Below are 26,471 nucleotides of genomic sequence, written 5' to 3'. Positions count from 1 at the left end.
TCTTGAAAAACCAGTGTGCTGAAAAACTCAGGCCAGCGCTGCGCTGGCGGCACGCACCGCGGCGCGGTAAGTGTCCTTGTGCACGTAGTAGGCCATGCGTTCGAGCTTGAGGTAGCGGTAGCCGCCGCTCAGGTCGGGTGGCGGGCCAACCTTGGCGCGGCACAGCGCCGCGGCGGCTGCGCTTCCGGCATCACGCGCCTTGAAGTAGCGCGCCACCAGCTCGCCCTGTTCGTACCGGCCCTGCCAGCCAATACCACTGGCTTCGATCATGCCCATCACAGCCAGGTTGTCGAACTGGGGCGAAAAAATGTTGAGGTAGAGCTGGGGCGACATGCCCTGCCAGTTCAACAGCTTCACATCCATGAAGGGGTAGTGCAGGCGGTAGCCGGTGGCGCACAGAATCAGGTCGTAGTCCTTGGCACTGCCGTCCTTGAAGTGCACGGTGTGCCCGTCCAGGCGCGCAATATCGCCCTTCACATGCAGGTCGCCATGGCCCAGGTGGTGCAGCACCAGCGAGTTCACCACCGGGTGCGATTCGTACATCTTGTAGTCGGGCTTGGGAAACCCATAGCGGCTGGGGTCGCCGGTGAACCAGCCCAGCACCGTGCTGTCCACCTTTTGCTTGAGCCAGGCCGGCAGTTTGACCTTGCCACCCAAGGTATCGGCCGGCTTGCCAAACACGTACTTGGGCACAAAGTAGTAGCCGCGGCGCACCGAGATGTCCACACTCTGCGCGGCATGCACTGCGTCCACCGCAATGTCACAGCCAGAGTTGCCCGCGCCCACCACCAGCACACGTTTGCCGCGGAACATCTCCGCACTCTTGTAGGCCGCGGTGTGCAGCAGCTCGCCGTCAAAGTGGCCTTCGAAGCTGCGGCATGTTGGGCTCGGCCAGCGTGCCGTTGGCAATCACCACGCCCTTGAATTCGGCACTCTGCACCACGCCATCCGCGCCCTGCCATTCCACACACCACAGCGGCGCCACGCTATCGCCCAAGGGCTTGACCGACAACACCTTGGCGCCAAAGTGGAAGTGCGCGCGCAGGCCAAAGTGGTCAGCAAAGTCAAAGAAGTACTGGCGCATCTCCTTGTGGCTGGGATAGTCCGCCACCTCGGGGCGCATCGGGAATTCGCTGAACTCGGTGGTGGTCTTGCTGGAGATCAAGTGGGCCGACTCGTAGACCGTGCTGCGCGGGTTGTCGATGTTCCACAGGCCGCCCACATCGGTGTGGGCCTCAAAACCCTGGAAGGGCAGGCCCTGCTTTTGCAGGTTGCGAGCGGCGGCCAGGCCGCTGGGGCCGGCGCCAATCAGGGCAATGCAATCGCGTGTTGCGGCACGCTGGGGAGTCTCTGTCATGGGTGTCTCTCTCGGGTTTTTGTAGTGTGTCGAAATCAGGTCAGGAGCGCGGCGGCAAGCCCGGAATGGCCGTGGCCCCGGCCTCACCCACGCGCGGCTTGCGCGGCTGGCCCAGCAAAATGCGGTCGTGCCAGGCCGTGGGCAACAGGCCCAGCGCGCGCGACAACCAGCCCATGTGGCGCGGCAGCACAATGTGCTCGCGCCCACTGGCCACAGCGTCCAGCAGTTACGCGCGCCGCATCGTCGGCCTCCATCAGGCCGGGCATCACAAACTGGTTGCCCGCCGTGAGCGGCGTGCGCAGGTAGCCGGGGCTCACGGTGTGCACGCGCAAGCCGCTGCCGCGCAGCTCGGCACGCAGACTCTCCAGATAACGGATCAGCGCGCCCTTGCTGGCGCAGTAGGCGCCGTTGCCCGGCATGCCGCGCCAACCCGCCAGGCTGGCCACGCCCACCAGGCTGCCGCGGCCCTGGGCGCGCATGGCATCCAGAAAGGGCTGGAAGGTGGTGGCCACGCCCAGCACATTGATCTCCAGCATGCGGCGCATCACGGCCAGGTCATCGGCCTGGGCGGTGTCAAAACCGCCGGCCACACCCGCATTGGCAATCAGCAAGTCCGGCACGCCAAAACTGCCCACCCAGTCCTGCGCGCAGGCCTGCATGGCGGCCGGGTCGGCCACATCGGGGGTGTAGATGGCGCAGCGGTAGGGGGCGGTGGCGGCCAGCGCCTCCAGAGCAGGACGGTTCAGCCCCACCAGCGCAACCACCGAGCCCTGGGCCAACAGCTGGCGCGCCAGCGCTTGGCCCAGGCCGCCGCAGGCGCCCGTGAGAACGGTGTTTTGAAAGGGAAGTGGCATGCGCGGCTGGTGTGACAAGAATGTCACGAGCATAATCAGCGCACTTTTTCATCTCGGATATTTATAGTTATTTGTCTCGGATTCCGGAACAAAACTCCAAACCCATGGACAAGCCCTCCCCCGCGCTGCGCATGTTTGAACTGCTGGACCTGGTCTGTGCCACGGGCCAGCCCTTCAGCCTGGCCGATGCCGTGCGCAGCAGCGGCTGGCCCAAACCCAGCGTGCACCGCATGTTGGCCCAGCTGGAAGCCGGCGGCCTGATCACCCGTGAACCCGGCGGTCGGCTGTACGCACCGGCGGCCCGCTTGGTGCGCCTGGCCGAAAACGTGCTGAGCGCCGACACGCGGCGCGGCGTGCGCCATGCGGTGCTGCGCCAGCTGGTCAGTGTGGTGGGCGAAAGCTGCAACCTCACGGCCCTGAGCGGCACCGACGTGATGTACCTGGACCGGGTGGAGTCGGCCTTTCCGCTGCGCATGGAACTCAAAGCCGGCACGCGGGTGCCGATCCATTGCTCGGCCAGCGGCAAGCTGTTTCTGGCCCACATGCCGGAGCAGGCCCGCGCAGCACTGCTGGAAAGCCTGCCCCTGCCCCGCTACACCGCCACCACACTCACCCAGCGCCAAGCGCTGGAGGACGAACTCGCGCAGATCGTGCGCCAGGGGTATGCCGTGGATGCCGAGGAGTTTGTGGACGGGCTGGTGTGTGTGGCCGTGCCGGTGCTGCAAGCTGGCAGCCGCGCGGTGCGCACCGCCGTGGCCCTGCAGGCACCGGCGGCCCGCATGCCCCTGCAACAAGCCTTGCAGCATGTGCCCCAGCTTCTAGAGGCCGCCACAGCCCTGGGCCGCACGCTTGGCTTGATCCGTCAGGGCTGCGGCACGCCACAGACCAGGGCGCCGGGGTCGTTGTGGGCGATGGCCAGTTCGTCTTTGGCGTGCGACACCGCCATGTCGCGCGGCAAGGTCACGCCGTTTTTCACCGCCAGTATTTCCGCCATCACGCTCACCGCAATCTCGGGCGGCGTCTTGCTGCCAATGTAGATACCAATGGGCCCGCGCAGACGTGCCAGCGTTTGCGGCGTCTGGCCCAGGTGCTCCTGCATGCGCTGGTGGCGTGCGGCGTGGTTGCGGCGCGAACCAATGGCGCCGATGTAGAAGGCCTCGGACTGCAGGGCCTCCAGCAGCGCCAGGTCGTCCAGCTTGGGGTCGTGGGTCAGCGCAATCACGCAGCTGCGGCTGTCGGGCTTGAAGGCGGTCACCACCTCGTCTGGCATGCCGCTGCTCACCGTCACACCGGGCACAGCCCAGGCGCCGCGGTACTCCTCGCGCGGGTCACACACCGTCACCGCAAAACCGCTGAACTGCGCCATGGTGGCCACATATTCACTGAGCGGCCCAGCGCCGATGATGAGCAGGCGGTACTCGGGGCCGAAGGTATTGACCAACTCGGTGTCCGAGACACGGAGTGCGGTGGGCGGGCCGGCGGGCTGCAGATCTGCCGCCCCGTCCTTCAGCTGCACGGTGCGGCGCACCAACTGGCCTTGCTCCAGGCGGCCCACAAGGTCGGCCAGGCTCGCAGCATCGGGATCGAACTCCAGCAGCAGCTCCAGCGTGCCGCCACAGGGCAGGCCAAAGCGGTGCGCCTCGTCGGCGGTGATGCCGTACTTCACGCGCTGCGGCGGGCCACTGGGAATCTGCTGCGCATCGGCATTGGTGGCCGCACCGTCTGACGCGTAGGCCCGCGTGAAACGAAAAATCAAATCGTCCTCAATACATCCGCCCGACACCGAGCCGACCACCGCCCCGTCTTCACACAGCGCCATGATGGACCCCACGGGCCGCGGCGACGAGCCCCAGGTGCGCACCACCGTGGCCAGCAACGCACGCCGCCCGGCCTGGCGCCAACTGCACAGGGCCCGCAAGACCATGACATCGAGGTTTTCCATGGGTTGGTGGGCGGCAACAGGGCTAGACGCCCACGTTGCGCATCCAATCCGCAGTTTGGAAGAAGGAGGTTTTCAGCCGCTCGCGCAGTTCGACAGGCACGCCGGTGTCCCCCATCGCCTGGTCCATGCAGGCCAGCCACTGGTCGCGCTCCAGAATACCGATTTTGAAGGGCATGTGCCGCGCCCGCAGCCGCGGGTGGCCAAAGCGCTCCACAAAATAATCGGGCCCGCCCAGCCAGCCGCACAGAAACCAGAACAGGTGGTCGCGCGCCTTGTCCAGGCTGCTGCCGTGCGCGGCCCGCAGCGCCGCGTAGCCGGGTTCCAGGTCCATCAGGTCGTAAAAGCGGTCCACCAGGCTGCGAACCGCGGGCTCGCCGCCTATCCATTCAAACGGGGTTTGGGCGTTGGGTTCTTGGATTTGCATAACTTACAAGCGAAAAGTGCTTCTAGCGCCCGTGGAATATGCGCGAGCAGCTATGAAAAAGTGAGTGGTTTGCATCATGCTTGGCCCCACACCCGGTCGATGGCGGCCTTGACCTTGGCTTCCATGCGGCGAATGAGTTCGCGGTTAGCGGCGACCAGCGCCTGCTCGGCTTCGATCTCGGCGACTATGGTGCGTTGGGTTTCTATGTCAGGAAGGGGAATTTTGAATTCCTTTAGCTTCTCGATTGTGAGCGCCTTATACGCCGCTCCAAACACAATGTGATCTATGCCTGCGGAGAACGTAGAGTCGAGACAGTACTTAAGGAAATAAGGATCGAGATTAGCGAGATTCTTTACCCACAAAAGATTTCCATCTTTGAAATAAAACTCGCGGTCGTCCTCCACAACCCAGGAAACTCCAATAGTCCCCACAGCAGAAATTAACAGCTCGCCTTTGGCCGGCGCTCCGAAACGAGCTTTAATTGATTGAAATCGATCCGGCGCTATGAATAACTCAAGACTAATGTCTTTACCTTTACTCAGTTCTACGATCTCCTTTGTGCGATAGAACGGGGCACCCGTAGAAACGTACTCCTCAGCGAGAATTCGCTTACTTGAAGTTACTTCGGACACGTCCTTGAGATCAACCACCGGCCAATCCGGACTAACCACAATATGCGGTTTGTAGTTGTCGAGCACTTGCCGGGCGCCGTCGATGATTTTTTGGTAGCCCTCGATTTCGGTCACGATTTGGTGTTGGACTTCGAGGGGTGGGAGGGGAATCACCTTTCGCTTCAAGTCCCCAAAGTGGCGCTTGTATCCATCTGCCTCAAGCGGGTTGCATTTCAAAAAAAAGTATAGAAACTTCGGAAGCAGAGAATCTTCCGTCTGCAAAATTTTGATGCCATCTGCACCTTGTGCAAAAGGCTGGTCTATCAGCTTCACAGCACAGGTATGGTCACCAAAGATTACCAACTGCTTTGGAATTCGAACAATCGCTGATTCGTCATCAGTCCAGCCAGCTATCGAATCCTGAGATTGATCGATGATTGGGTAACGTCCAGTATCAGCATATTCGACCCTCTGGATTTTCACGGGCGCAGTGACCGTCGTAACAACGTCACCAATCGCGATCTGATCAAAGTTGCTGATGGAAGCTGGGGTAGCCACATACCGCTCTCCACTCAAATTAAAGTCCCCGCTCTCCCCAATCCGCCCACGCGCCACCGCCTGCGCCATCACCCCGTCGCCCTCAAACTTGTCCTGCACAGTCATCCACCCACGCAGTAACCGTGTCGCCTCCGGCAAGTCGCTATTCACCACCGCGCGGCGTTGGGCGCCCAGGTTGAAGCCATCGTTTTGCACCTTCACAAACAGCACGCTGTCGGTCTGCTTGTGCACGCGCTTGTCCAGAATCAGGATGCTGGTCTTGACGCCGCTGTAGGGGTTGAACACACCTGCGGGCAGGCTGACTACGGCGACCAGGCTGGTGTCCACCAGCATCTTGCGCAGCGCTTTGTACGCCGTGCCGCTTTGGAAGATGATGCCCTCGGGCACGACGATGGCCGCGCGGCCAGTCGCACTCAAATGCTCGGCCATGTAGTCCACAAACAACACCTCGCTGCGGGTGGCTTGCACGCTAAAGCGCTTGTGGGGTTTGATGCCGCCTTTGGGGCTCATGAACGGCGGGTTGGCCAAAATGACATCGGCCACTTCGTTCCACTTGTCGTCTTGCGTGAGGGTGTCGTACTCCACCACATGCGGGTCGCTGAAGCCGTGCAGGTACAGGTTGACCAGGCTCAGGCGCACCATGTCGGGCGATATGTCGTAGCCGCGAATGTTGGCGGCCAGGCGGGCGCGTTCGTCGGGGGTGAGCAGGTTGCCGGGGAGGCCTTCGACAAGCTCAGGGCGAACGGGTTTAAGCGTTTTAGAGCTCTTTCCCTCGTCCGTATTGCGTGGGCTGCTATTGTTTTTGAGTATGTGCTTCCAGGCGCTGATTAAAAAACCGGCGGTGCCGCAGGCCGGGTCTAGCACGCTTTCGTGCTTTTGCGGGTCCATCACCTCGACCATAAAGTCGATGATGTGGCGCGGCGTGCGGAACTGGCCTGCGTCGCCCTGGCTGCCCAACACGCTGAGCAAATACTCAAACGCATCGCCCAGGCGCTCGGAGTGGTCGTAGCTGAAGTGGTTGATTTCCTTCAAAAAGCTCTTCAGCGTCTCCGGGTCTCGGTAGGGCAAATACGCGTTTTTGAAAATGTCGCGAAACAGCTCGGGCACGCCGGGGTTTTGGCCCATGGTGGCGATGGCCTCGCTGTACAGGGCCAGCACCTCAAAGCCGCCCAAGCTGGGCGCCATGAGCTTGGCCCAGCCGTAGCGGGCATAGCTGCCCGCAAAGAAGGTGCGCTTGCCGCCCAGCTCTTCGGCTTCGGCGTCCATGTCGTCCATGAACTTGTAGATCAGCGCGATGGTGATTTGCTCGACCTGGCTTTTGGGGTCGGGCACTTTGCCGACCAGGATGTCGCGGCAGGCGTCGATGCGGCGTTTGGTGTCTGCGTCTAGCATGGGGATTTAGTTTTTCTTGGGGGTTGCCAGCAGATCGGGGAACTGGGTTTGCAGGAATTGGCGGGTGTGGGCCAGCAGGCTTTGCGCCTGGGCCAGGCATTCGCTCACGACGGCGTCGCCGATCGGGTCGCCTTCGTAGTCGTTGAGGTTGCGCTGTTTGCGCAGCGCATCCAGCACGATGATGATGTCGTTCGGCAGCCCCATGGTGAGGGGCAGTGCCTGCAAAGCCGTCTGGTGGTGGCCGGGCTGGCTGGTAGAGGTGCGGTAGCCACGTGCCCACAGACCCAGCATGGCGCATTGCATGATGCATTTGTAGGCCGCGTCAAAACGGTTTTCAGCGCTCAGCTGCGCCAGCTGGGCGTCTGCCAGGTTGCGCACCGCCGCAGCCAGCAAGCGTTGCACGCCGTCGGGCGTTGCGCTAAACGCCAGCAGGCGCTGAATGGCCAGTAAGTTGGCTAAGGTCATCGTCGGTTCCGGTTAGATAAATTTTGGGCTTGCGCAGCAAGTCCATGACAAAAGAGTCTTGCGCCTGCACGCGGCGCTGCAGCTCTGCCACGCTGTAGACCACGGGATTGATTTCGCGGCCCAGCTCGGCTTGCACCGGGTGAATGGCGCGCACCAGATCGGCAAAGCCGAAGTCGCCAATCACCAGCAGGTCTATATCGCTGGCGGCGGTTTCGGTGCCACTGGCTACCGAGCCGAAAATGAATGACAAGGGTGGGTGCAACGGCGCCAAAGCGTTGGCTAGCAGCTCCGCCGCGCCCGTGGTCTTGCGCAACATGCCAGCCAGTTCTGCAAACACCGGGCACTTTTGGTTGGCCTGGTAGCGAACTTGATTGCCCTGCTCTTTGCGCAGCAGCAGCCCCGCTGTGGCGAGGCGTGCCAGCTCTTTGTGCAGGGTACCGGGCGCGGTGCCTGTTTGACGGGCCAGCTCGCGGACGTGGTAGTCCGTGTCCGGGTGGAGCAAGAGCAGCCCCAGGACTTTTTTGCGGTAGTTGCCAAACAGGAGGTCAGCGAGCATATGTAGCTTAATTTGCTTCGATTGTAGCTAATAAAGCTTCGATATCAATGTCTGTCATCCCAGTCCTTACGCCGTTAAAGACTGGCATTACGGACATGGTGAGCTACATGAACTGGTTGAGTGGCACGTAGTCTTTGACGTATTCGGGGATGCGCGTGCGCCACACCGAGGGCACGGCTTTGAAGTCGCTCATGCCAAAGGCGGGGTAGACGTTGAGGCTGGTGAGGTGGCCGGCTTCGATGATCTCGCGCAGGTGGTGGTCGGTGGCGTAGGCTTTGAAGTAGTACTTCATGGCCTGCACGCTGCTTGCCGTGCTGTCGGCGCTGAAGCCGGTGGCGTTTTGCTGGTCAAGCAAGAACTTTTCAAATTCTTCTTCCAACAACTCGTCTTTGCTTTTGAAGCCGGTGATGAAGCCAAAGGCCTTTTCCAGTATCTCGCGCAGGCCCAAGCGGCGGTCTACCCCCGCTGCGCGGCGCAGTTTGTCGAGGTTGAAGTACTCGTTGGGTTTGTCAAATAGCTCGGTGGTGATGTAGTCAATGGCCTGGTCCCACTGGGCATTGCTCACCTGCTCTGTCACCACGGGGCTGGCTTTGACGGTGTCTTCAAACTTCTCAAAGAACATGCGGTCAATCTTCATGCCCTGGAAGCCGATCTGGGTTTCTTCCTGCGCGGTGATGGCGTCGGGGGCGGTGTGGTGGTAGTGGCCGTTGTCTGTGCCACCGGTGGTGGTGCCGGCTTCGCCGCTGGCGCCAGCACCTGCTCCCTCTTCGCCACTGCCTGCGGGTGCGCCACTGCCGGGGCGCGGCAGCTTGAGCACTTCGTCGTAGTTGAACTTTTCTTCAAAGTATTCGCAGCTGGCAAAAAAGTCGAACAATTTGTAAGCCGTCTTGTGCGGTGCTAGCACCTGGGCTTTGAGTGCCTCGTCTTGCAGCGCTTCGCGGAAGTCGTGTTTGCGGGTGCCCCGGCCTTTGATCTGCACAAAGTCAGAAGGCGAAAACACCGGGCGCATGAGCGCCAGGTTCAGCAAATCTGGGCAGTCGTAGCCGGTGGTCATCATGCCGACGGTGACACAGACACGGGCCTTGCTGGTTTTGTAGGCGGGCAAGCCATTGGCCGAACCCAGCAGGTTGTTGTTGGTGAAGTTGATGGTGAACTGCTGCGCATCGGTCACGCTGCTGGTGACCTGCACCGCAAAGTCCGACTGGTAGCGGCCGGGGTAGGCCTTGTCAGCCAGGTCGTTCAGTATCTGGGTGAGTTTGGCGGCGTGCGCCTGGCTCACGGCAAACACAATGGTTTTGCCGAACTCGGCGCTGATGGGGTCGTGCAGGCCGTGCTGCATCAGGGTTTCGCAAAACAAGCGGTTGGTGGGGTCGGAGAAAAACCGCTTTTCAAAACTCTTTTGCTTGAAGCGCTGTTCGCTGTTTTGCTGACCCTCAGCGGCTTCATGCATCACTACCACGGCGTAGCCTTGGTCAGACAGCAGCTGGGTGGTGACTTCGGTGCGCGCATCGACCACGATGGGGTTGATCAGGAAGCCATCGCGTACGCCGTCCAACAAAGAGTAGCGGTAGGTGGGTTCGCCGCTTTCGCAGCCAAAGGTGCGGTAGGTGTCCAGCAGCAGGCGGCGCTCTGCTTCGCGCGGGTCTTTGGTGGTGGGCTTGGCTGCGTCAAACTTCTTGATGTAGTCCTTGGGCGTAGCGGTGAGGCCCAGCTTGTAGCCCACAAAGTACTCAAACACGGCGCGGGCATTGCCACCGATGGAGCGGTGGGCTTCGTCCGAAATTACCAGGTCAAAGTCGGTGGGCGAAAACTGTTTGTACTTGGCGTTGAACAGCAGGCTCTGCACGGTAGTCACTACGATCTCGGCCTTGCGCCAGTCGTCGCGGTTTTCTTTGTAGATAGCGGACTTGTAGTCGTTCTTCAGCAAGGCCACGAAAGCTTTGTTGGCTTGGTCTTCCAGCTCCAGCCGGTCCACCAGAAACAACACGCGGCGGGCATTGCCGGTGCGCAAAAAGAGCTTGATGACGGCGGCAGAGGTGAGCGTTTTTCCGGTGCCGGTGGCCATCTCGAACAGGAAGCGTGTTTTGCCTTCTTTGACGGCGGACTGAATAGCATGGGCTGCGCGCTGCTGGTACTGGCGCATGAAGCGCAGCCGGTTCTTCTCTACAAAGGCATCGCGCTGGGCTTCGTCTTTCCAGCCCGGCTCCAGGTCGTAGCCCGGCAGTTGGGTGCGTGCAATGTAGTCCTGCGGCACGTCTTCGCTGACGAGCCGTTCCGGATCGGGGTTGAACTTGCTGTAGCCCTTGATCGAATCGGGCGCTGGAAAAGCGGTGATGACGTGGGGGTTGCCGTGCTGCAAATCCCACAGGTAGTGCAGGTTGCCGTTGCTGAGGATGACGAAACGGCAGTTTTGGCTTTTGGCGTACTTGCGCGCCTGCTCTTTGCCAACCAAAGGGTTCTTGCTTTCCGCCTTGGCTTCCAGCACCACCAGCGGAAAGCCCTGCGCGTCCAGCAATAAAAAGTCTACGAAGCCCTTGCTGCTGGATTCAAAGTCAGCGCCAAAGGCGTCGACCTGCACCTGGGTCAACTTGACCTTGGGCTCCAGCACGATGTTGGCCGGGCCCACCGCATCATCGAAAAACCGCCATCCAGCGGATTCGAGCAGCTTGTTGATCTTGATGCGGGCTTGGGCCTCTTTGGACATGGTTCGCTTCCCTTTGCAGCGATTCTAGAGGCAGCTTGCATGCCACCCGGCTGCTTCAAGCCAAATCAGCCTCTAGCGCCCATGGATATTGCGCAAGCAGCTATCAAAATTATAGTAAATCAGGTGGTCGCTCGGCGCAGCGTCTCCACCACCGGGCGGCGCAGCACGTCGCGCAGGCCCCACCAGCCAGCGGCCAAGGCCAACACCGCACCGGCCAGCGCGCCCACCAGCGGCACCCAGAGCTGCACGGTCCAGTCGAACTCGAACACAAAACGCGCCAGCGCCCAGCCCACGGCTGCCGCCACGATGGAAGCCAAGAAGCCCGCCAGCAAGCCCACACCCGCCAGCTCGGTGCGCTGCACCTGGCGCAGCAGGCTGCTGCCCGCACCCACGGCGCGCATGATGGCGAACTCGCGCGCGCGGTCCTCACGTGTGGCGGTCACCGCGGCAAACAGCACCACCAGTCCCGCCGCCAACGTGAAGCCGAACAAAAACTCCACCGCGCGGATCACCTGGTCCAACACACGCTGCACCTGGTTGATGGTGCTGGTCATATCCACATTGGTGATGTTGGGAAACTGGTGCACCAGCGCGTTGTCAAAACCCTTGGTCTCGGGCGCCTTGAAGGCACCCATGTAGGTGCTGGGCACGTCTTTGAGCACGCCCACCGGGTACATCACAAAGAAGTTGGCGCGCATGGAGCCCCAGTCCACCTTGCGCAGCGAGGTAATCTTGGACTCAGTCTGCACGCCGCCAATGTCAAAGCGCAGGCTGTCGCCCAGCTTCAGGTTCAGCGTCTTGGCAATGCCCTCTTCCACACTCACGGCGCCCTCTTCGTCCTCGGTCCAGCGGCCGGCAATCACCTCGTTGTGCGGCGGGTTCTTGCTGCTGTGGGAGAGGTTGAACTCACGGTCCACCAGACGCTTGGCGCGGTCCTCGGTGTAGTCGTCCGGCGACACGGCCTTGCCGTTCACCGCCACCAAGCGGCCCCGAATCATGGGGTACCAGTCAAACTTGGTGACGCCACCCTGGGTCAGCGCTTTCTGGAAGGCATCCGACTGCTCGGGCATCACGTTGATGACAAAGCGGTTGGGCGCATCGGGCGGCGTGGCTTTGCGCCAGCTGCTGATCAAATCGGTGCGCAGCAGCACCAAAAGCACCAGCGCCAACAAACCCACCGACAGCGCACTCACCTGCACCACGGTGTAGGCCGGGCGGGCCGAGATTTGGCGTGTGGCCAGCACCAACCAGCGCGGCGCCGTGGCCTCGTTGACGCTCTTGCGCAAAACCTTGACGGCCAGCCAGCTCAGCGCGGCAAACACCAGCACCGATGCCGCAAAACCACCCACCGCAATCAGGCCCAGCAGCAGGTCGCTGCTCACCGTCATCAAGAGTGCGGCAAAACCGGCCACACCCACCGCCAGCACACCCAGCGAAGCCGGGCGCAAGTTGCCCACATCGCGGCGGATCACGCGCAGCGCGGGCACCTGGGCCAGTTGCAGCACCGGCGGCAGGCCAAAGGCCATCAGCAGCGTCAGGCCCATGCCCACGCCCAGCAACACCGGCCACAGCGATGCGGCGGGCAAGGCCGCATCCACCAGCCCCGCCAGCAGCGCCACAAACAGGTAATGCACGCCAAAGCCCAGCGCCACGCCCAGCCCACTGGCAAACAGGCCCACCAGCGCAAACTCAAACGCATAGGCACTGGCAATGGTGCGCTGCGACAGGCCCAGCACGCGCAGCATGGCGCAGTCGTCCAGGTGGTTGGCGGCAAAGGCACGCGCGGCCAAGGCCACGGCCACCGCGCTCAGCAAGGCAGCCAACAGCGCCACCAAGCTCAAGAACTTTTGCGCGCGGTCCAGCGTCTGGCTCATCTCGGGGCGGCCGCTTTGCAGCGACTCCACGCGCACGCCACGCACGCCGCCCTTCACTTGCGCATCGGCCCAATCGACAAACCGTTTCACCGCGGGCTCGTCACCCGCCACAGCCAAGCGGTAGTTCAGGCGGCTGGCCGGTTGCACCAGGCCCGTGGCGGCCAGGTCGGGCTGACCAATCATCACGCGTGGCGCAAAGTTCATAAAGCCGCCGCCGCGGTCGGGCTCGATCACGATGATGCGGTCCACGGTGAATTGGCTGTCGCCCAGCAGCAGCGTGTCGCCCACCTTCAGGCCAATAGCTTCCAGCAGCGGGGCGTCGACCCAGGCTTTGCCTGCAGCGGGGGTGTCTTTGGTGGGGGCATCGGGCGCGTCGGGCGCGCTGCTTACGCGCAAGCTGCCGCGCAGCGGGTAGCCGGGCTCCACCACCTTAAGGGCCACCAGCTTGGCCGCCCCACCCTGCGCATCGCTGGCGCGCGCCATGGTCGGAAAGCCCAGCGTATGCACGACCTGCAGGCCCAAAGCGCGGGCTTGTGCCTCAAAGGCCTCGGGCGGCGGGTTGTCACTGGAGACGACCGCATCACCGCCCAGCAGCTGGCGCGCGTCGCGCTGCAAGCCGCCTTGCAGCCGGTCCGCAAAAAAACCGACCGCAGTCAGCGCCGCCACCGCCAACGTCACGGCCAGGATCAGCAGGCGCAGCTCGCCCGAACGCACATCGCGCCACAGGGTTTTCCAGCCCAGGGCAAAAAAAGACAGTTTCAAGGAAGGCTCCTCAAGGAGATGCGCAAAGCGGCATTATTCACCCGGGGCCCTATTCCCCAGAGCTTTGGGGGGCAGGCAACGCGCTGGCTCAGGGCGTGTAGAGCACGGCGCGGGGTGCGCGGCACAGGCCCCAGAGCTGCAAGCCGGTGCGCTGCGCCATGGCCACGGCCAGGCTGGTGGGGGCCGAGATGGTGGCCAAGAGCGGCACCTGCATGCGCACACATTTGCGCACCAGTTCGTGGCTGGCACGGCTGCTCATGAGCACCCAGCCGGGCTCAGTGATCTGACCACTGCATGTCACGGCACCGAGCAGTTTGTCCAGTGCGTTGTGGCGGCCTACGTCTTCCATCAGCAGTGTGACCTCACCCTCTGGTGTGGCCCAAGCCGCAGCGTGCAGGGAGCCACAGGCCGCGTTGAGCACCTGCAGCGGCGCCATGGCCTCAAACGCCCGCAACACGGTCGCCGCGGGCAGGTCGCGTACCCACGGCTTTTCGGGCATGCGTGGTGGCGCCAAGTCCAATGCCTGCAAGCTGTCCAGCCCGCACACGCCGCAGCCTGTGCGGCCGGCCATGCTGCGGCGCTGGTCTTTCAAACGGGCAAAACAAGGGGCGGCAATCTCCAACTGCACTTCCAAGGCTGCACCACCGTCGATCTGAACCGGCAGCACGTCCATGCCAAAGCACTGGCTGGCGCTGTCCAGAATGCCTTCGCTCAGGGCAAAGCCCAGGGCAAAGGCCTCCAGGTCCTGCGGCGTGGCCATCATCACCGCGTGCGAGATGCCGTTGAACACCAGCGCCACCGGCACCTCGGCCGCCAGGGCGTCGCTCAGCAGCACGCCTTCGGGCTGGCGCAGCACGGCGCTGCGGCTTAACGGTGTGGGCAGGCCCACCACGTCATCTATGGCGTTGCTGGGCGCAGTGCTGGCGCCCGGCTTCGGTCAGGCTCACCACCCAGCGCCCGTCCTCATGGCGCATCTGCACCCAGCCGGGCCCGGCCTGGCCGCCCAGCACCGCATCGCCCATCAGCGTGAGGGCACGCATGACTACGCTGGCCCCCACGCCCAGGCGTTTGCCCAGGCGCGGAATCGAGACTGGCTCAGCCTCCTCGGCCAAAGCGCGCAGCAATGCAGCCGACAACGCGTCACTCACGCAGCCTGCGCCTCCTGGCGCTGGTGCGGCAGCATGAGCACGGGAATGCATTTGGAGGTGGGCGTTCCCGCATTGGCCGCCACCGAAGACAGCGGCACCAGCGGGTTGGTCTCGGGGTAATACGCCGCCACACAGCCGCGCGGGATGTTGTAGGCCACCAGCTTGAAGCCATCGGCACGGCGCTCCTCGCCGTCGTCCCACACGGTCTGGAAGTCGATCCAGTCACCGTCTTTCATGCCCAGCGCGCGGATGTCTTCAGCATTGGCAAACACCACGCGGCGCTGGCCATACACGCCGCGGTAGCGGTCGTCCGCGCCATAGATGGTGGTGTTGTACTGGTCGTGCGAGCGCGTGGTCATGAGGGCGAACACAATCGCATCGCCCTTGCGCTCGCGGGCGCGCTGCAGCGGCGTGCCGGTGGGCACCGCGTGGGTCTTGAACACGGCCTTGTGGCTGGCGGTGTTCCACACCCGCTCGCTGGCCGTGTTGCGCAGGCGGAAGCCGCCGGGCACCTGCACACGGGTATTGAAATCCTTGAAGTCGGGGAACACGGCCTCGATCTTGTCGCGGATGCGGCTGTAGTCTTCCAGCAGCCAGAGCCAGGGCGTCTGGCTGCGCGCACCCAGCGTGGCGGCCGCCAGGCGGGCCACGATGGCAGGCTCGGACAGCAGGTGCTCGGATGCGGGTGGGTTGATGCCCACCGAGATGTGCACCATGCTCATGGAATCTTCCACCGTCACGCCCTGCACGCCACCGGCTTGCATGTCGATCTCGGTACGGCCCAGGCAAGGCAAGATGAGCGCGGCCTTGCCGTGCACGATGTGGCTGCGGTTGAGCTTGGTGGTCACATGCACGGTCAGGTCGCAGTTGCGCAGCGCCTTCCAGGTCTGCACGGTGTCGGGCGTGGCGGCAGCAAAGTTGCCACCGAGTGCGAAAAACACCTTTCCTTTTCCGTCGAGCATGGCCTGGATGGATTCCACGGTGTTGTAGCCGTGGGCGCGCGGGGGTTCAAAGCCAAACACCTTTTGCAGGTTGTCTAGCAGCGCCACGGGCGGCGCCTCCCAAATGCCCATGGTGCGGTCACCCTGCACATTGCTGTGGCCGCGCACGGGGCAAGGCCCGGCGCCGGGGCGGCCAATGTTGCCGCGCATGAGCAGCAGGTTGACGATCATCTGGATGGTGGCCACCGAGTTGGCATGCTGGGTGATGCCCATGCCCCAGCAAGCGATCACGCTTTTGGCCTGGCGGTAGACGTCGGCAGCGGCGCGGATGTGCTCCTGCGCCAAGCCGCATTCGGCTTCCAGCAGCGCCCACGACTCGGCGCGCAGGTCGGCCAGCAGGGCATCAAACCCTGTGGTGTGCTCGGCAATGAAGGCCTGGTCCAGCACGTCTTCGCCGGCATCCTGCAACTCGACCAAATGTTTCATCATGCCTTTGACAAAGGCAAAGTCACCGCCAATCTTCAACTGGAAGTAGTGGGTGCTGATGGGCGAGTCGCCGCCGGTGGCCATCTGCAGTTTGTCTTGTGGGTCGGCAAAGCGCTCCAGCCCGCGCTCACGCAGCGGGTTCAGGCTCACAATGCGCGCGCCGCGCTTGGCGGCCTGGCGCAGTTCACCCAGCATGCGCGGGTGGTTGGTGCCGGGGTTCTGGCCAAAGATAAAGATGGCGTCGGCCTGCTCGAAGTCGTCCAGCGTGACCGTGCCCTTGCCCACGCCCACGCTCTCGCGCATGCCCGTGCCACTGGGCTCGTGGCACATATTGGAGCAATCGGGGAAGTTGTTGGTGCCGTACTCGCGCACAAACAGCTGGTACAAAAATGCGGCTTCGTTGCTGGCACGGCCCGAGGTGTAGAAGATGGCCTGGTTCGGGTCGGGCAGCGCGTTCAGATACTTCGCAATCATTGCAAAGGCATCGTCCCAGGCAATGGGCTGGTATTTGTCGGTTGCGGCGTCGTAGACCATGGGCGCTGTCAGGCGGCCTTGGTCCTCCAGCGCAAAGTCACCCCAGGTGGCCAGCTCGGCCACGGTGTGCTGCGCAAAAAAGTCTGCCGTCACACGGCGTGCGGTCGCCTCGGCGGCTACGGCCTTGGCGCCGTTTTCACAAAATTCGAAGGTGGAGGCATGGTTGCGGTCGGGCCATGCACAGCCGGGGCAATCAAAGCCATCGGGCTGGTTGGCGGACAGCAAGGTCTTGGCGCCTTTGATGGGAATCTCCTGCTTGAGCAAGGTCTTGCCCACACTGCGCAAGGCACCCCAGCCACCGGCCGCACCGTTGTACAACTCTACTTTTTGCTCGCTCATAAGACCCCCAGTCGTTATTGCCCCAAAAGGGCAGACAGGCGCGGAAACATGCCTCCGCGCCTGTCTATTTCATGCTCGCCCCAGCTGCTGCAGGCAGCGGCCGGGGCGAGCGTTGTTACACGTCGTTCGCTCTTGGCAAATCAGGCAAAGAATTTGGCCACGCTCAGCAAGGTGCGGTACACGCCCCATGCCAAAGGCAGGCCCACGGCCAACCAAGCAAACACCACCACACCCGTTGGAATGGTGTCTGCACCGCCAGAGCTGGTACCGACTTCCGACGCAGCTGCGCGTTCGTGCGCCAGCTTTTTCTCTTCAGCCAACTCAGCGTCGGTCATGAACCACTTGTTATCCAACGGACGCACCAGCAGGTTGCAGATCAAGCCCACCACCAACATGCCCACCAAGATGTACATGGTCTGGTTATAGACCTGTTCGCGCGGAATGCCCAGACCCAGTTGGTATTCCCGCATGTAGTTCACTACCACGGGGCCCAACACGCCGGCAGTCGCCCAAGCGGTCAGCAAGCGACCGTGGATCGCGCCCACCATTTGCGTGCCGAAGATGTCTGCCAGGTAGGCAGGTACGGTGGCGAAGCCGCCGCCGTACATGCTCAGGATCACGCAGAAGGCACCCACGAACAGCACAATGCTGCCCGCTGCGGCACTGCCGGGAACGCTGAAGTACATCAGGCCACCGAGCACGAAGAACACGATGTAGGTGATCTTGCGACCCATCTTGTCGGACAGGCTGGCCCAGAAGAAGCGGCCACCAATGTTGAACAGCGAGAGCAGCGCCGTAAAGCCAGCGGCCACCGTGGCAATGGCTGCCAGCTGGGTCTTGTCCAGCTCGCCAAACTTGGCTTGCACGCCAATCAGGCTACCGCCAAACACCTCTTGCAGCATGGGAGACGCCATGCCGATCACACCGATACCGGCGCTCACGTTCATGCACAACACCATCCAGATGAGCCAGAACTGGGGAATGCCCCAGACCTTTTTCACGTGCACGTGCTTCTGCGTGATCATGGCGTTGTTCGCTTGGGCGGGTGGTGGCGTCCAGCCGGCAGGCTTCCAGCCGGTTTCAGGCACGCGGTAGCCAAAGGCACCAGCCATCATGAACACAAAGTAAATCAGCGCCATCACCACAAAGGTTTGCATCACACCCACATCGGTAGGGGTGGCAAAGTACTTCATCAGGTCAGCGGCCAAGGGCGAGCCGATCATGGCACCACCACCAAAGCCCATGATGGCCATGCCGGTGGCCATGCCGCGGCGGTCGGGAAACCACTTGATCAGCGTGGACACGGGCGAGATATAGCCCAGCCCCAGGCCGATGCCACCAATAACGCCGGAGCCCAGGATCATGAGCCAGAACTGGTGGGTCTTGATACCGATGGCGGAAATCAACATACCGCCACACCAGCACACCGCCGACACCACACCCGCCTTGCGCGGACCGGCACGTTCCAGCCAACCACCCCACGTGGCAGCGCTGGAGCCCAGCAGCACAAAGAACAAGGTGTACATCCAACCCAAGGTCGAGATTTGCCAGTCACACGTGGTGGTGAACAGCTGTCCCCAGAAGCCGACGTCCGGGGCGCATTTGATGGCGTCCTTGATGCCTAGGGCTTTGGACAGGGGCAACCAAAACACCGAGAAGCCGTAGGCCATACCGATGCACAAGTGGATGGCCAATGCGGCAGGGGGTACCAGCCACCGGTTGAAGCCGGGACCGGCAATGATCCGTTCCTTGTCGAGTATTCCAGACATTAAGTTTCCTTTGCGATTGATGAAAACATGACCCACCATCGTCCGCCGTGGCGGCCGCGAGTGTCACAGGTCAAGCCGGATGAATCCAATTGATTCATCACATGCATTGATTCAAAAAATAAATGCTGCGCAGCAGCATTTAGTGGTGTGTCTTGAAACTATCGACCGCAGTGCCCAGGGTGTGGGCCTGGTCGCGCATCTTCATGGCGGCGGCGGCGGCCTGCTCCACCAAGGCGGCGTTTTGCTGTGTCATTTGGTCAATCTCGGAGACGCTGCGGTTCACGCTTTCGATGCCGGCGCGCTGCTCCTGGCTGGCGTGGGCAATGCCGTCGATGTAGCGCACCACCTCAGAGATAGAACCGGTGATCTGTTCCATGGCGTGGCGGGTTTTGTCCACCAGCTCACTGCCCGCAGCCACATTGCTGACCGATGCGCTGATCAGATCTTTGATCTCGTGGGCGGCACTGGCCGAGCGCTGCGCAAGGCTGCGCACTTCGGAGGCCACCACTGCAAAGCCCCGCCCCTGCTCACCAGCACGGGCCGCTTCCACCGCCGCATTGAGGGCGAGGATGTTGGTCTGGAAGGCAATGCCCTCGATCAGCGCAATGATGTCGTTGATCTTGCTGGCGCTGGTCGAGATTTGCCCCATGGTGTGCACCACCTGCTGCACCACCTCGCCCCCATCGCTGGCCACACCCGACACCGAGTTGACCAGCGTCTTGAGCTGCACGGCCTGGTCGGCCGTTTGCGCTACGGTGGCGGTGAGCTCGTGCACCGCTGAGGCGGCGGCATTGACTTCGCTGGCCTGCTTTTCGGTGCGATTGGCCAGGTCCACATTGCCATCGGCAATTTCATTGGTGCCCATGGACACCACCGAGGCCGAGCCACGGACTTTGTCGATCAATACCGTCAACCCCACATTGATGCTGTTGATGGCCAGCAGCACCTGGCCGATGTCGTCGCTGGAGCCCACATGCACCTGCCGGGTCAGGTCGCCAGAGGCAATGCGCTGAGAGGCGGCCCGGCCAGCGCCTAGCGGGCGCGTCACACAATGGTTCATGAACAAATAAGTGCTGGCCCATAGCAGGGTCAGCATGGCCGCAGCCAGGGCCAAAGGGGTCGGTTGATCCCACTGGCCACTGACCACCAGCAACGCGCTCTGCCCCAGGGCATACACGGCCGCAACGCGCCATGCCATGGCAGCCGACAACCCCATGCCGGGTGAGGCGGTGATGTCCAGCCCCACAAACAAAATGCCGATGACGCGGCCCGACGCGTCTTTGACGGGCTCGTAGTGCGTGAGGTACTGCTTGCCAAAGATGGTGGCGTAGCCCAGGTGAGCGCGGCCTTGCAGCACGTCGTTGTAGGCAGGCTGGGAGCGGTCCAGCGGCGTGCCGATGGCGCGCTGGCCATCTTGTTTGCGCACCGAGGTGGTGATGCGGATGAAGTCATCGCCATCCCTTGCGAACACCGTCGCCACCATGCCAGTGGATTGACTAAAGCCGTCGGGCAGGGTGAAGTCGAGGTTGAGGGTGCGCTGGCCGTTGCGCAACAAGGCCACTTGGCGGTCTTGCACGGTCACACGTTGGTCGCGGTCCAGCGAAAAACTGTCTGGCAAGGCCGCAGCAAACCTGCGGGCTGCTGCATTGACCCGCCGAGCGGGACCGGAAAAAAAAGACATCGTTGTCCAATCCAAAATAACTACGGCGCGCACTAAATAAGGCAAATAACCTTAAAAATTTAGGGGCGTCAAGATGCGTTTGTACACCAAATTTCTTGATGAATATCAATTAAAACGGTAACAAAAGGCCGCTATAAGTGGCCGCATGCCGCAACCAGGCACTGTCCTGCGCCAACGCTTGCGCGGCTGCCATCGCCCGCGAAGGGCGCACCTGTGCATGGCTCATAAAACCGATGGGGGTGAGCACCTGCGGGCTATCCAGCGGCAGCGCCTCCAGCTCCCGGTACCCGCGCACCGCCGCCACCAGCGCCCCCGGCATCACGCTGCACACCTGCCCCTCCACCACGCTCAAGGCCATGGTGAGAATGGAGTTGGTTTCGATGTGAGCTTGCACATGGCAGCCCACACTGGCGAACGCTGCGTTGACGATGGTGCGGTTGTGCATGTCTGGCGTGAGTAAGCACAGAGCGTGCCCAGCCGCCTCTTGCCACGTCACCGGTGCCCCCACCTGCAGCTCCACCGCATGGGGCACCGCAGCACGCCGCAATAAAAAGTAGTGCTCCACGTACTGTGGCATGGCCTTGAGCTTGCCTGCGCTGGCGTCCATGCGCTCGGTATATCCCAGTCCCAAGTCGATCGACAGGTTGTCCAGCCGCTTCTCCAACTCCAAGGAGCTCAGCGACAACACCACCGGCAGGATGCCGGGGTGTTGTGCCTGCAGCATCGCTGCAAAGCGCGCGGCAATCGGCATGGCCGTGGGCACGGCACCAATCGTCAAGCCACCGGCGGGTCTGTCCGCTGTGCTTTTCAGGGTCTGCTGCAGCACCATGTGTTCGTGCAGCATGCGCTGCGCGGCAGAAAGTACCTGCTCGCCCTCATGCGTCAGGCCTGCAAACGTCCGCCCCCGGTGCACGATGACGACGCCAAACTCTTCTTCCAAGGCGCGCAAGGCGTTGGACAACGCGGGCTGCGTGATGTGGCAGGCCTCGGCGGCACGCGCAAAGTGGCGGTGCTCATTCAGCGCCACCAGGTATTTCATGGAAGCCAGAAGGTTCATGTCGCGAAGTCCGGTGGTGAAGGGGAGCGCGATTATGCGGGCGCGCCTGCTATTCTTGCGCCGCCATGCACACCTCCCCCGCACTCGACACCTTGCTCAGCCGCTACTCGCTGGGCGTGAAACACCTGACCGACCCCGCCCCGGATGCCGCCCAGCTGCAGAGCATGCTGGCCGCTGCGCTGCGCGCGCCGGACCACGCCGAGCTGGTGCCGTTTCGCTTCGTGGTGGTGCAAGGCGATGCGCGCCAGCGCCTGGCAGACCTGTTTGCCGAGCACGCCCAGCGCAAGGGCAAGGACGCCGAGGGCGTGGCCATGGAGCGCGAGCGCGCGCTGCGTGCGCCCATGACCGTGGCGGTGCTGGCCCGCATCGACCTGGGCCACCCGCTGGTGCCTGCGCATGAACAATGGATGTGTGTGGGCGGCGCAGTGGCCAACTTCCTCAATGCCGCCCATGCGCTGGGCTTTGCCGGCAAGATGCTCAGCGGCGACAAGGCCCGCGCGCCGCATATCGCCCAAGCCTTTTGCGAGCCCGGCGACACCCTGCTGGGCTGGATTGCGCTGGGCACCCCCACCCGTACCCCGCACGGTGAAGCCCGCAAGGACGTCACACAAGCGCTACGTTTTTGGTAGCTGCTTGCGCAAGATCCACGAGGGATAGCGCCCTATTTGACTTAAAAACGGGCGTACCAATCAACTGTTCTTGCTGATCGTGATGGTGGGGAACTTGCTGGAGAAATCCTTGGCCTGGGCCGCAATCTTCACCGCCACCTGGCGCGCCATACCCTTGTAGAGACCAGCCACTTCGCCGTCAGGCTCGGCCACCACCGTGGGGCGGCCGCTGTCGGCCTGTTCGCGGATATGCAGGGCCAGCGGCAAGGCGCCCAGGTAATCCATGCCGTAGCCCGCGGCCATCTTCTTGCCGCCGTCGGCGCCGAAGATGTGCTCCACATGGCCGCAGTTCGTGCACACGTGCACCGCCATGTTTTCCACGATGCCCAGGATGGGCACGCCCACCTTCTCGAACATCTTGATGCCCTTCTTGGCGTCCAGCAGCGCAATGTCCTGCGGCGTGGTCACCACCACGGCGCCGGTCATGGGCACGCGCTGGCTCAGCGTGAGCTGGATGTCGCCGGTGCCAGGCGGCATGTCAACGATGAGGTAGTCCAGGTCTTGCCAGTTGGTCTGGCGCAGCAGCTGCTCCAGCGCCTGGGTGGCCATGGGGCCGCGCCAGATCATGGCCTGATCGCCATCCACCAAGAAACCGATGGACATGACCTGCACGCCGTGGTTGCGCATGGGGTCCATGGTCTTGCCGTCGGACGACTCGGGGCGGCCTTCGATGCCCATCATCATGGGCTGGCTGGGGCCGTAAATGTCGGCGTCCAGCAGGCCCACGGTGGCACCCTCGGCGGCCAGGGCCAGGGCCAGGTTGGCGGCGGTGGTGCTCTTGCCCACACCGCCCTTGCCCGAGGCCACGGCCACGATGTTCTTCACGCCGGGTAACAGTTGCACACCGCGCTGCACGGCGTGGGGGATGACTTTGGTGCTGGGCGTGATGGTCACGCTGCCAACGCCGGGCACCGTCTTGGCGGCGGCGCTCAGCGCCTCCACCATCGCAGGCCATTGGCTTTTGGCCGGGTAGGCCAGCTCCAGATCCAGGCGCACATCGCCGCCTTGCACGGTGATGTTCTTGAGCGCCTTGGCGCTGGCGAAGGTTTGCTGGGTGTTGGGGTCGATGACGCCTTGCAAGGCGTCGTGGATGGCTTGAACGGTCACGGACATGAAAACTCCTGAATCCGCCGAGTCTAGCGAAGTAGCTATGCCCCCACGCTCCGCCGCTGCGCGGGTCGCTGCCCCCCAAAGGGGGCGCGTTTCCGCTTGGGGCGGCCCGGCGCGGAAACCCCCATCGCCACGTGCCACCATAGAGCTAGGGTTTTTCCTTGCATTTAGCGGTTTACAAGCGTGGCGGGCTTTTCATAATGGCCCCATGGATCAAACCCCGCCACCCCTGCCTGCCACTGGCCTATTGCTTACCGGAGGTGGCGCCCGCGCGGCCTACCAGGTGGGTGTGCTCGAAGCCATCGCCGACATTCGCCTGGCCTGCGGCGCAGGTGATGAACCCAACCCGTTTCCCATCATTGCCGGCACCTCGGCCGGCGCCATCAACGCTGCAGCCCTGGCCTGCGGGACCGACAACTTTGATGCCACGGTGCGCATGATTGCCCACACCTGGCGCAATTTCCACGCGCATGAGGTGTACCGCGCCGACCACCTGAGCATGATCCGATCAGGCGCCACCTGGCTCACGCTGCTGTCGCTGGGCTGGCTGCTGGCCAAGTGGCGGCGCATCAAACCGCGCTCGCTGCTGGACAACACGCCCTTGGCCGAGCTGCTGCAAAAGCTGGTGCCGCTGGAACGTCTGCCAGATCTGGTGCGCCAGGGCCATCTGCAAGCGCTGGCCGTCACCGCATCCAGCTACAGCACGGGGGACCACGTCACGTTTTTTGAGGGTGACAAACGCATCATGCCGTGGATGCGCACGCAGCGCTTTGCGGTGCGCGACCGTATCACCCACGCACACCTGCTGGCCTCCAGCGCCATCCCCTTTGTGTTTCCGGCCACGCAGTTGCACATCAACGGGCGCAATGAGTATTTTGGCGACGGCTCCATGCGCCAAAGCGCACCGGTGGCGCCCGCCATCCATCTGGGTGCAGAGCGCATCCTCGTGATTGGCGCCGGTCGCATGCACGAGCCCAAGAACGAAGCCCACCTGCACACCACCAGCAGCTACCCCAGCATTGCGCAAATTGCGGGCCACGCGCTGTCCAACATCTTTCTGGACGCGCTGGCCGTGGACGTGGAACGTGTGCGCCGCATCAACCAGACCATCCAACTGGTGCCCGAAGCAGCACGCAAAACCAGCGCACTCAAGCCGGTGGACCTGCTGGTCATCGCGCCCAGCCAGCGCCTGGACGCCGTGGCCTCACGCCACGTGGGGGACCTGCCCCACGCTGTGCGCACCATGCTGGGCGGCGTGGGCGTGTCGTCCCAAAAGGCCGATGTGAAGGGCGCTGCGCTGGCCAGCTATCTGCTGTTTGAGAGCGGCTACACCAGCGAACTCATGGCCCTGGGCTACGCGGATGCGCAGCGCCAGCGCGCCGAAGTGTGCAAGTTCTTTGGTTGGACGGACCCCGACGCCATCACCGAACCCAGCGCCCTGGACAGCGCCGCGCGGCCCGAGCGGCGTGTGGACCCGCTGCGCCTGCGCTGATGTCGCACAACCATCAGTCGATGGACGGGCAGCCCGGCGGCAGCACGGGCATGCCCTCGTTGCTGGTGTGCTCATCCAGAAAATCCAGAAACCGCCGCACCGCCGGCACCATGCCGCGGCGCGACGGATAGACCGCGTGAAAGATGCCGCGCGGCGGAGCCCAACCCGGCAGCACGTGCACCAGGCGGCCCTGCTCCACCTCGCGGCGGACCATGTAGTCGGGCATAAAGCACATGCCTGTGCCCTGCAAGGCGGCATATTTGAGCGTGAGCAAGTCGTCGGCCACATAGCGCGGCTGGTGCACGAGGTTGTGCACGGCACCGCCAGGCCCCAGCAGCACCAGCGTGGCCCGGCCGTCCACCGCGGACATGGCAATGGTGTCCATACGCGCCAGGTCATCAATCGAGGCCGGCTGCCCCTGCCGCTCTAGCTGCAGCGGGCTGGCCACTAGCACGGTGTTGGACTCGCCCAGCTTCTTCACCACCAGGCTGCCGCTGTCGTCCAGCGAGCCGCGCACGCGCAGCGCCACGTCGACGCCCTCTTCCACCAGGTCCACCACGCGGTTGCTGATGCGCATGTCCACCTTGACCTGCGGGTGGCGCGCGAGGAACAGCGCCATGATGGGCCCAACCGTGCTTTGCGCCAGCGTCACCGGGCAGGCCATCCGAATAGTGCCGCGTGGCTCGGTCTGCACCTGCTCCACCGCCTCGGCAGCCGCCTCGGCTGCATCGCGCACAGCCAGGCAGTGGCGCAGATACACCTCGCCCACCTCCGTGAGCGAGAGCTTGCGGGTGGTGCGCTGCAGCAGGCGCACGCCCAGTCGCTCTTCCAGCTCGGCCACGCGGCGCGACAGCTTGGACTTGGGCAGCCCCAAGTGCCGGCCCGCGGCCGCAAAACCGCCACGCTCCACCACCTCGGCGAAGTACAGCATGTCATTGGTGTCTTGCATAAGCGCCCTTATTGTTCCAAATTCAGAACAATCTAACGCAAATATGCTGACTTATCAAACATTCGTCTTTCAAAGACACTAGTTGCATTGAACTTCCCCTCTTTAAGGACCTGCCATGAAACTCTTGCACATCGACTCCAGCATCCTGAGCGCCCACTCCGTGTCCCGCCAACTGACCAAGGACACCGTGGCCCAATGGGTTGCCAACCACCCAGACACCACCGTCGAATACCTGGATCTGGCCGTGGACACCCCCAACCACCTGTCCGCCGATTCCCTGGGCTTCCGCGCCCCCGCTGGCGCTGAGCAAACCGACGTGCAAAAACGCGAAAACGCCATCTCCGAAGCGCTGGTGACCCAATTCCTGGCCGCTGACGTGATCGTCGTGGGCGCCCCGCTGTACAACTTCAGCGTGCCCAGCCAGCTCAAGTCCTGGATCGACCGCATCGCCCAAGCCGGCCGCACCTTCACCTACACCGAAACCGGCCCCAAGGGCTTGGCCGGCGGCAAGACCGTGATCGTGGCCTCCACCCGCGGCGGCGTGTACTCCACCAACGACTGGGGCCGCGCTGCGGAGCACCAAGAAAGCTACCTGCAAACCGTGTTCGGCTTCCTGGGCATCACCGACGTGCGCTTTGTGCGCGCCGAAGGCCTGGCCATGGGCGACGCCAAGAAGGCAGAAGCACTGGCCGAAGCGGCCAATGGCATTGCCAAGCTGGCTGCCTAATCAGCCTCCCTGCAGTACCCGCTGGGTACTGCCCAAACAACAAAGCCCGGCTCTGCCGGGCTTTGTTGTTT

21 protein-coding genes and 2 pseudogenes are annotated in these 26,471 nt (G+C 63.0%); 4 read left to right on the top strand and 19 right to left on the bottom strand.

Annotated elements, in window-relative coordinates:
- Positions 1-27: 27 nt before the first annotated feature.
- From U5O12_RS04760 to U5O12_RS04750, 3 genes are all read right to left on the bottom strand, one after another.
- Positions 28-909, bottom strand: coding sequence for a hypothetical protein (locus tag U5O12_RS04760; RefSeq protein WP_322577535.1), 882 nt, complete (start codon positions 907-909; stop codon positions 28-30).
- Complete coding sequence (locus tag U5O12_RS04755) at positions 854-1,357, bottom strand: NAD(P)-binding protein (RefSeq protein ID WP_322577534.1); 504 nt, start codon at positions 1,355-1,357, stop codon at positions 854-856. Before U5O12_RS04755 ends, U5O12_RS04760 begins: the two co-directional genes overlap by 56 nt.
- Positions 1,358-1,440: 83 nt before the next feature.
- A complete protein-coding gene (locus U5O12_RS04750) occupies positions 1,441-2,211 on the bottom strand; it encodes an SDR family NAD(P)-dependent oxidoreductase (RefSeq protein WP_322577533.1) in 771 nt (256 codons plus the stop codon).
- 104 nt (positions 2,212-2,315) lie between these two features.
- On the opposite strand from U5O12_RS04750, the pseudogene U5O12_RS04745 reads away from it, so the two are divergent.
- Positions 2,316-3,038, top strand: a pseudogene (locus U5O12_RS04745) (IclR family transcriptional regulator); the annotation flags it as partial.
- 35 nt (positions 3,039-3,073) lie between these two features.
- On the opposite strand, the gene U5O12_RS04740 reads toward U5O12_RS04745, so the two are convergent.
- The 14 genes and pseudogenes from U5O12_RS04740 to U5O12_RS04680 all read right to left on the bottom strand — a co-directional run bounded on the left by U5O12_RS04740 (position 3,074) and on the right by U5O12_RS04680 (position 21,454).
- Positions 3,074-4,153, bottom strand: coding sequence for an XdhC family protein (locus U5O12_RS04740; protein ID WP_322577532.1), 1,080 nt, complete (start codon positions 4,151-4,153; stop codon positions 3,074-3,076).
- Between the two features lie 22 nt (positions 4,154-4,175).
- Entirely contained in the window at positions 4,176-4,577 is a 402-nt protein-coding gene (locus tag U5O12_RS04735) for a group II truncated hemoglobin (RefSeq protein ID WP_322577531.1), read from the bottom strand.
- 74 nt (positions 4,578-4,651) lie between these two features.
- Positions 4,652-7,021, bottom strand: a complete 2,370-nt coding sequence (locus U5O12_RS04730; RefSeq protein WP_322577530.1) for an N-6 DNA methylase — start codon at positions 7,019-7,021, stop codon at positions 4,652-4,654.
- Positions 7,022-7,144: 123 nt separating this feature from the next.
- Positions 7,145-7,603 carry a DNA-binding protein gene (locus U5O12_RS04725; RefSeq protein WP_322577529.1) on the bottom strand — a complete coding sequence of 153 codons (459 nt, stop codon included), beginning with the start codon at positions 7,601-7,603 and terminating at the stop codon, positions 7,145-7,147.
- Entirely contained in the window at positions 7,557-8,159 is a 603-nt protein-coding gene (locus tag U5O12_RS04720; protein WP_322577528.1) for a nucleotidyltransferase domain-containing protein, read from the bottom strand. Before U5O12_RS04720 ends, U5O12_RS04725 begins: the two co-directional genes overlap by 47 nt.
- Before the next feature lie 103 nt (positions 8,160-8,262).
- The gene (locus U5O12_RS04715; RefSeq protein ID WP_416221450.1) at positions 8,263-10,413 is read right to left on the bottom strand and encodes a DEAD/DEAH box helicase family protein; all 2,151 of its coding nucleotides are present in this window, start codon (positions 10,411-10,413) and stop codon (positions 8,263-8,265) included.
- Between the two features lie 102 nt (positions 10,414-10,515).
- Positions 10,516-10,863, bottom strand: a pseudogene (locus U5O12_RS21135) (type I restriction endonuclease); the annotation flags it as partial.
- A 119-nt stretch (positions 10,864-10,982) separates the two neighbouring features.
- The gene (locus tag U5O12_RS04710; protein WP_322577526.1) at positions 10,983-13,499 is read right to left on the bottom strand and encodes an ABC transporter permease; all 2,517 of its coding nucleotides are present in this window, start codon (positions 13,497-13,499) and stop codon (positions 10,983-10,985) included.
- A gap of 88 nt (positions 13,500-13,587) precedes the next feature.
- The gene (gene fdhD, locus U5O12_RS04705; RefSeq protein WP_416221447.1) at positions 13,588-14,391 is read right to left on the bottom strand and encodes a formate dehydrogenase accessory sulfurtransferase FdhD; all 804 of its coding nucleotides are present in this window, start codon (positions 14,389-14,391) and stop codon (positions 13,588-13,590) included.
- A gap of 1 nt (position 14,392) precedes the next feature.
- Positions 14,393-14,647, bottom strand: a complete 255-nt coding sequence (locus tag U5O12_RS04700) for a hypothetical protein (RefSeq protein WP_322577525.1) — start codon at positions 14,645-14,647, stop codon at positions 14,393-14,395.
- Complete coding sequence (locus U5O12_RS04695; protein ID WP_322577524.1) at positions 14,644-16,947, bottom strand: FdhF/YdeP family oxidoreductase; 2,304 nt, start codon at positions 16,945-16,947, stop codon at positions 14,644-14,646. The genes U5O12_RS04700 and U5O12_RS04695 overlap by 4 nt, the downstream gene beginning before the upstream one ends.
- Positions 16,948-17,087: 140 nt before the next feature.
- Positions 17,088-18,716 (bottom strand): OFA family MFS transporter, encoded by a 1,629-nt coding sequence (locus tag U5O12_RS04690; protein ID WP_322577523.1) that lies wholly within the window; start codon positions 18,714-18,716, stop codon positions 17,088-17,090.
- Positions 18,717-18,855: 139 nt separating this feature from the next.
- Entirely contained in the window at positions 18,856-20,397 is a 1,542-nt protein-coding gene (locus tag U5O12_RS04685) for a methyl-accepting chemotaxis protein (protein WP_322577522.1), read from the bottom strand.
- Between the two features lie 109 nt (positions 20,398-20,506).
- Complete coding sequence (locus tag U5O12_RS04680; RefSeq protein WP_322577521.1) at positions 20,507-21,454, bottom strand: LysR family transcriptional regulator; 948 nt, start codon at positions 21,452-21,454, stop codon at positions 20,507-20,509.
- 65 nt (positions 21,455-21,519) lie between these two features.
- Between U5O12_RS04680 and U5O12_RS04675 the strand changes: the two genes are divergently transcribed.
- Complete coding sequence (locus U5O12_RS04675; protein WP_322577520.1) at positions 21,520-22,083, top strand: nitroreductase; 564 nt, start codon at positions 21,520-21,522, stop codon at positions 22,081-22,083.
- A gap of 60 nt (positions 22,084-22,143) precedes the next feature.
- On the opposite strand, the gene apbC is transcribed toward U5O12_RS04675, so the two are convergent.
- Positions 22,144-23,235 (bottom strand): iron-sulfur cluster carrier protein ApbC, encoded by a 1,092-nt coding sequence (apbC, locus tag U5O12_RS04670; RefSeq protein WP_322577519.1) that lies wholly within the window; start codon positions 23,233-23,235, stop codon positions 22,144-22,146.
- 205 nt (positions 23,236-23,440) lie between these two features.
- Between apbC and U5O12_RS04665 the strand changes: the two genes are divergently transcribed.
- Positions 23,441-24,724 (top strand): patatin-like phospholipase family protein, encoded by a 1,284-nt coding sequence (locus U5O12_RS04665; protein ID WP_322577518.1) that lies wholly within the window; start codon positions 23,441-23,443, stop codon positions 24,722-24,724.
- Between the two features lie 13 nt (positions 24,725-24,737).
- Here the strand turns inward: U5O12_RS04665 and U5O12_RS04660 are convergent, their stop codons facing one another.
- Positions 24,738-25,673 (bottom strand): LysR family transcriptional regulator, encoded by a 936-nt coding sequence (locus U5O12_RS04660; protein WP_322577517.1) that lies wholly within the window; start codon positions 25,671-25,673, stop codon positions 24,738-24,740.
- Positions 25,674-25,788: 115 nt separating this feature from the next.
- Between U5O12_RS04660 and U5O12_RS04655 the strand changes: the two genes are divergently transcribed.
- Entirely contained in the window at positions 25,789-26,400 is a 612-nt protein-coding gene (locus U5O12_RS04655; protein WP_322577516.1) for an FMN-dependent NADH-azoreductase, read from the top strand.
- Positions 26,401-26,471 lie beyond the last annotated feature (71 nt).

Source organism: Rhodoferax sp., from assembly GCF_034519335.1.
GTDB lineage: Bacteria > Pseudomonadota > Gammaproteobacteria > Burkholderiales > Burkholderiaceae_C > Allorhodoferax.
This window is presented reverse-complemented; position numbering and strand designations above follow the sequence as displayed.

Coding starts and splice junctions, on each gene's coding strand:
- apbC (WP_322577519.1), bottom strand. CDS start 23,235: ATGTCCGTGACCGTTCAAGCCATCCACGACGCCTTGCAAGGCGTCATC.
- U5O12_RS04665 (WP_322577518.1), top strand. CDS start 23,441: ATGGATCAAACCCCGCCACCCCTGCCTGCCACTGGCCTATTGCTTACC.
- U5O12_RS04740 (WP_322577532.1), bottom strand. CDS start 4,153: ATGGAAAACCTCGATGTCATGGTCTTGCGGGCCCTGTGCAGTTGGCGC.
- U5O12_RS04675 (WP_322577520.1), top strand. CDS start 21,520: ATGCACACCTCCCCCGCACTCGACACCTTGCTCAGCCGCTACTCGCTG.
- U5O12_RS04735 (WP_322577531.1), bottom strand. CDS start 4,577: ATGCAAATCCAAGAACCCAACGCCCAAACCCCGTTTGAATGGATAGGC.
- U5O12_RS04730 (WP_322577530.1), bottom strand. CDS start 7,021: ATGGACGACATGGACGCCGAAGCCGAAGAGCTGGGCGGCAAGCGCACC.
- U5O12_RS04680 (WP_322577521.1), bottom strand. CDS start 21,454: ATGAACCTTCTGGCTTCCATGAAATACCTGGTGGCGCTGAATGAGCAC.
- U5O12_RS04690 (WP_322577523.1), bottom strand. CDS start 18,716: ATGTCTGGAATACTCGACAAGGAACGGATCATTGCCGGTCCCGGCTTC.
- U5O12_RS04720 (WP_322577528.1), bottom strand. CDS start 8,159: ATGCTCGCTGACCTCCTGTTTGGCAACTACCGCAAAAAAGTCCTGGGG.
- U5O12_RS04755 (WP_322577534.1), bottom strand. CDS start 1,357: ATGACAGAGACTCCCCAGCGTGCCGCAACACGCGATTGCATTGCCCTG.
- U5O12_RS04695 (WP_322577524.1), bottom strand. CDS start 16,947: ATGAGCGAGCAAAAAGTAGAGTTGTACAACGGTGCGGCCGGTGGCTGG.
- U5O12_RS04750 (WP_322577533.1), bottom strand. CDS start 2,211: ATGCCACTTCCCTTTCAAAACACCGTTCTCACGGGCGCCTGCGGCGGC.
- U5O12_RS04685 (WP_322577522.1), bottom strand. CDS start 20,397: ATGTCTTTTTTTTCCGGTCCCGCTCGGCGGGTCAATGCAGCAGCCCGC.
- U5O12_RS04660 (WP_322577517.1), bottom strand. CDS start 25,673: ATGCAAGACACCAATGACATGCTGTACTTCGCCGAGGTGGTGGAGCGT.
- U5O12_RS04725 (WP_322577529.1), bottom strand. CDS start 7,603: ATGACCTTAGCCAACTTACTGGCCATTCAGCGCCTGCTGGCGTTTAGC.
- U5O12_RS04655 (WP_322577516.1), top strand. CDS start 25,789: ATGAAACTCTTGCACATCGACTCCAGCATCCTGAGCGCCCACTCCGTG.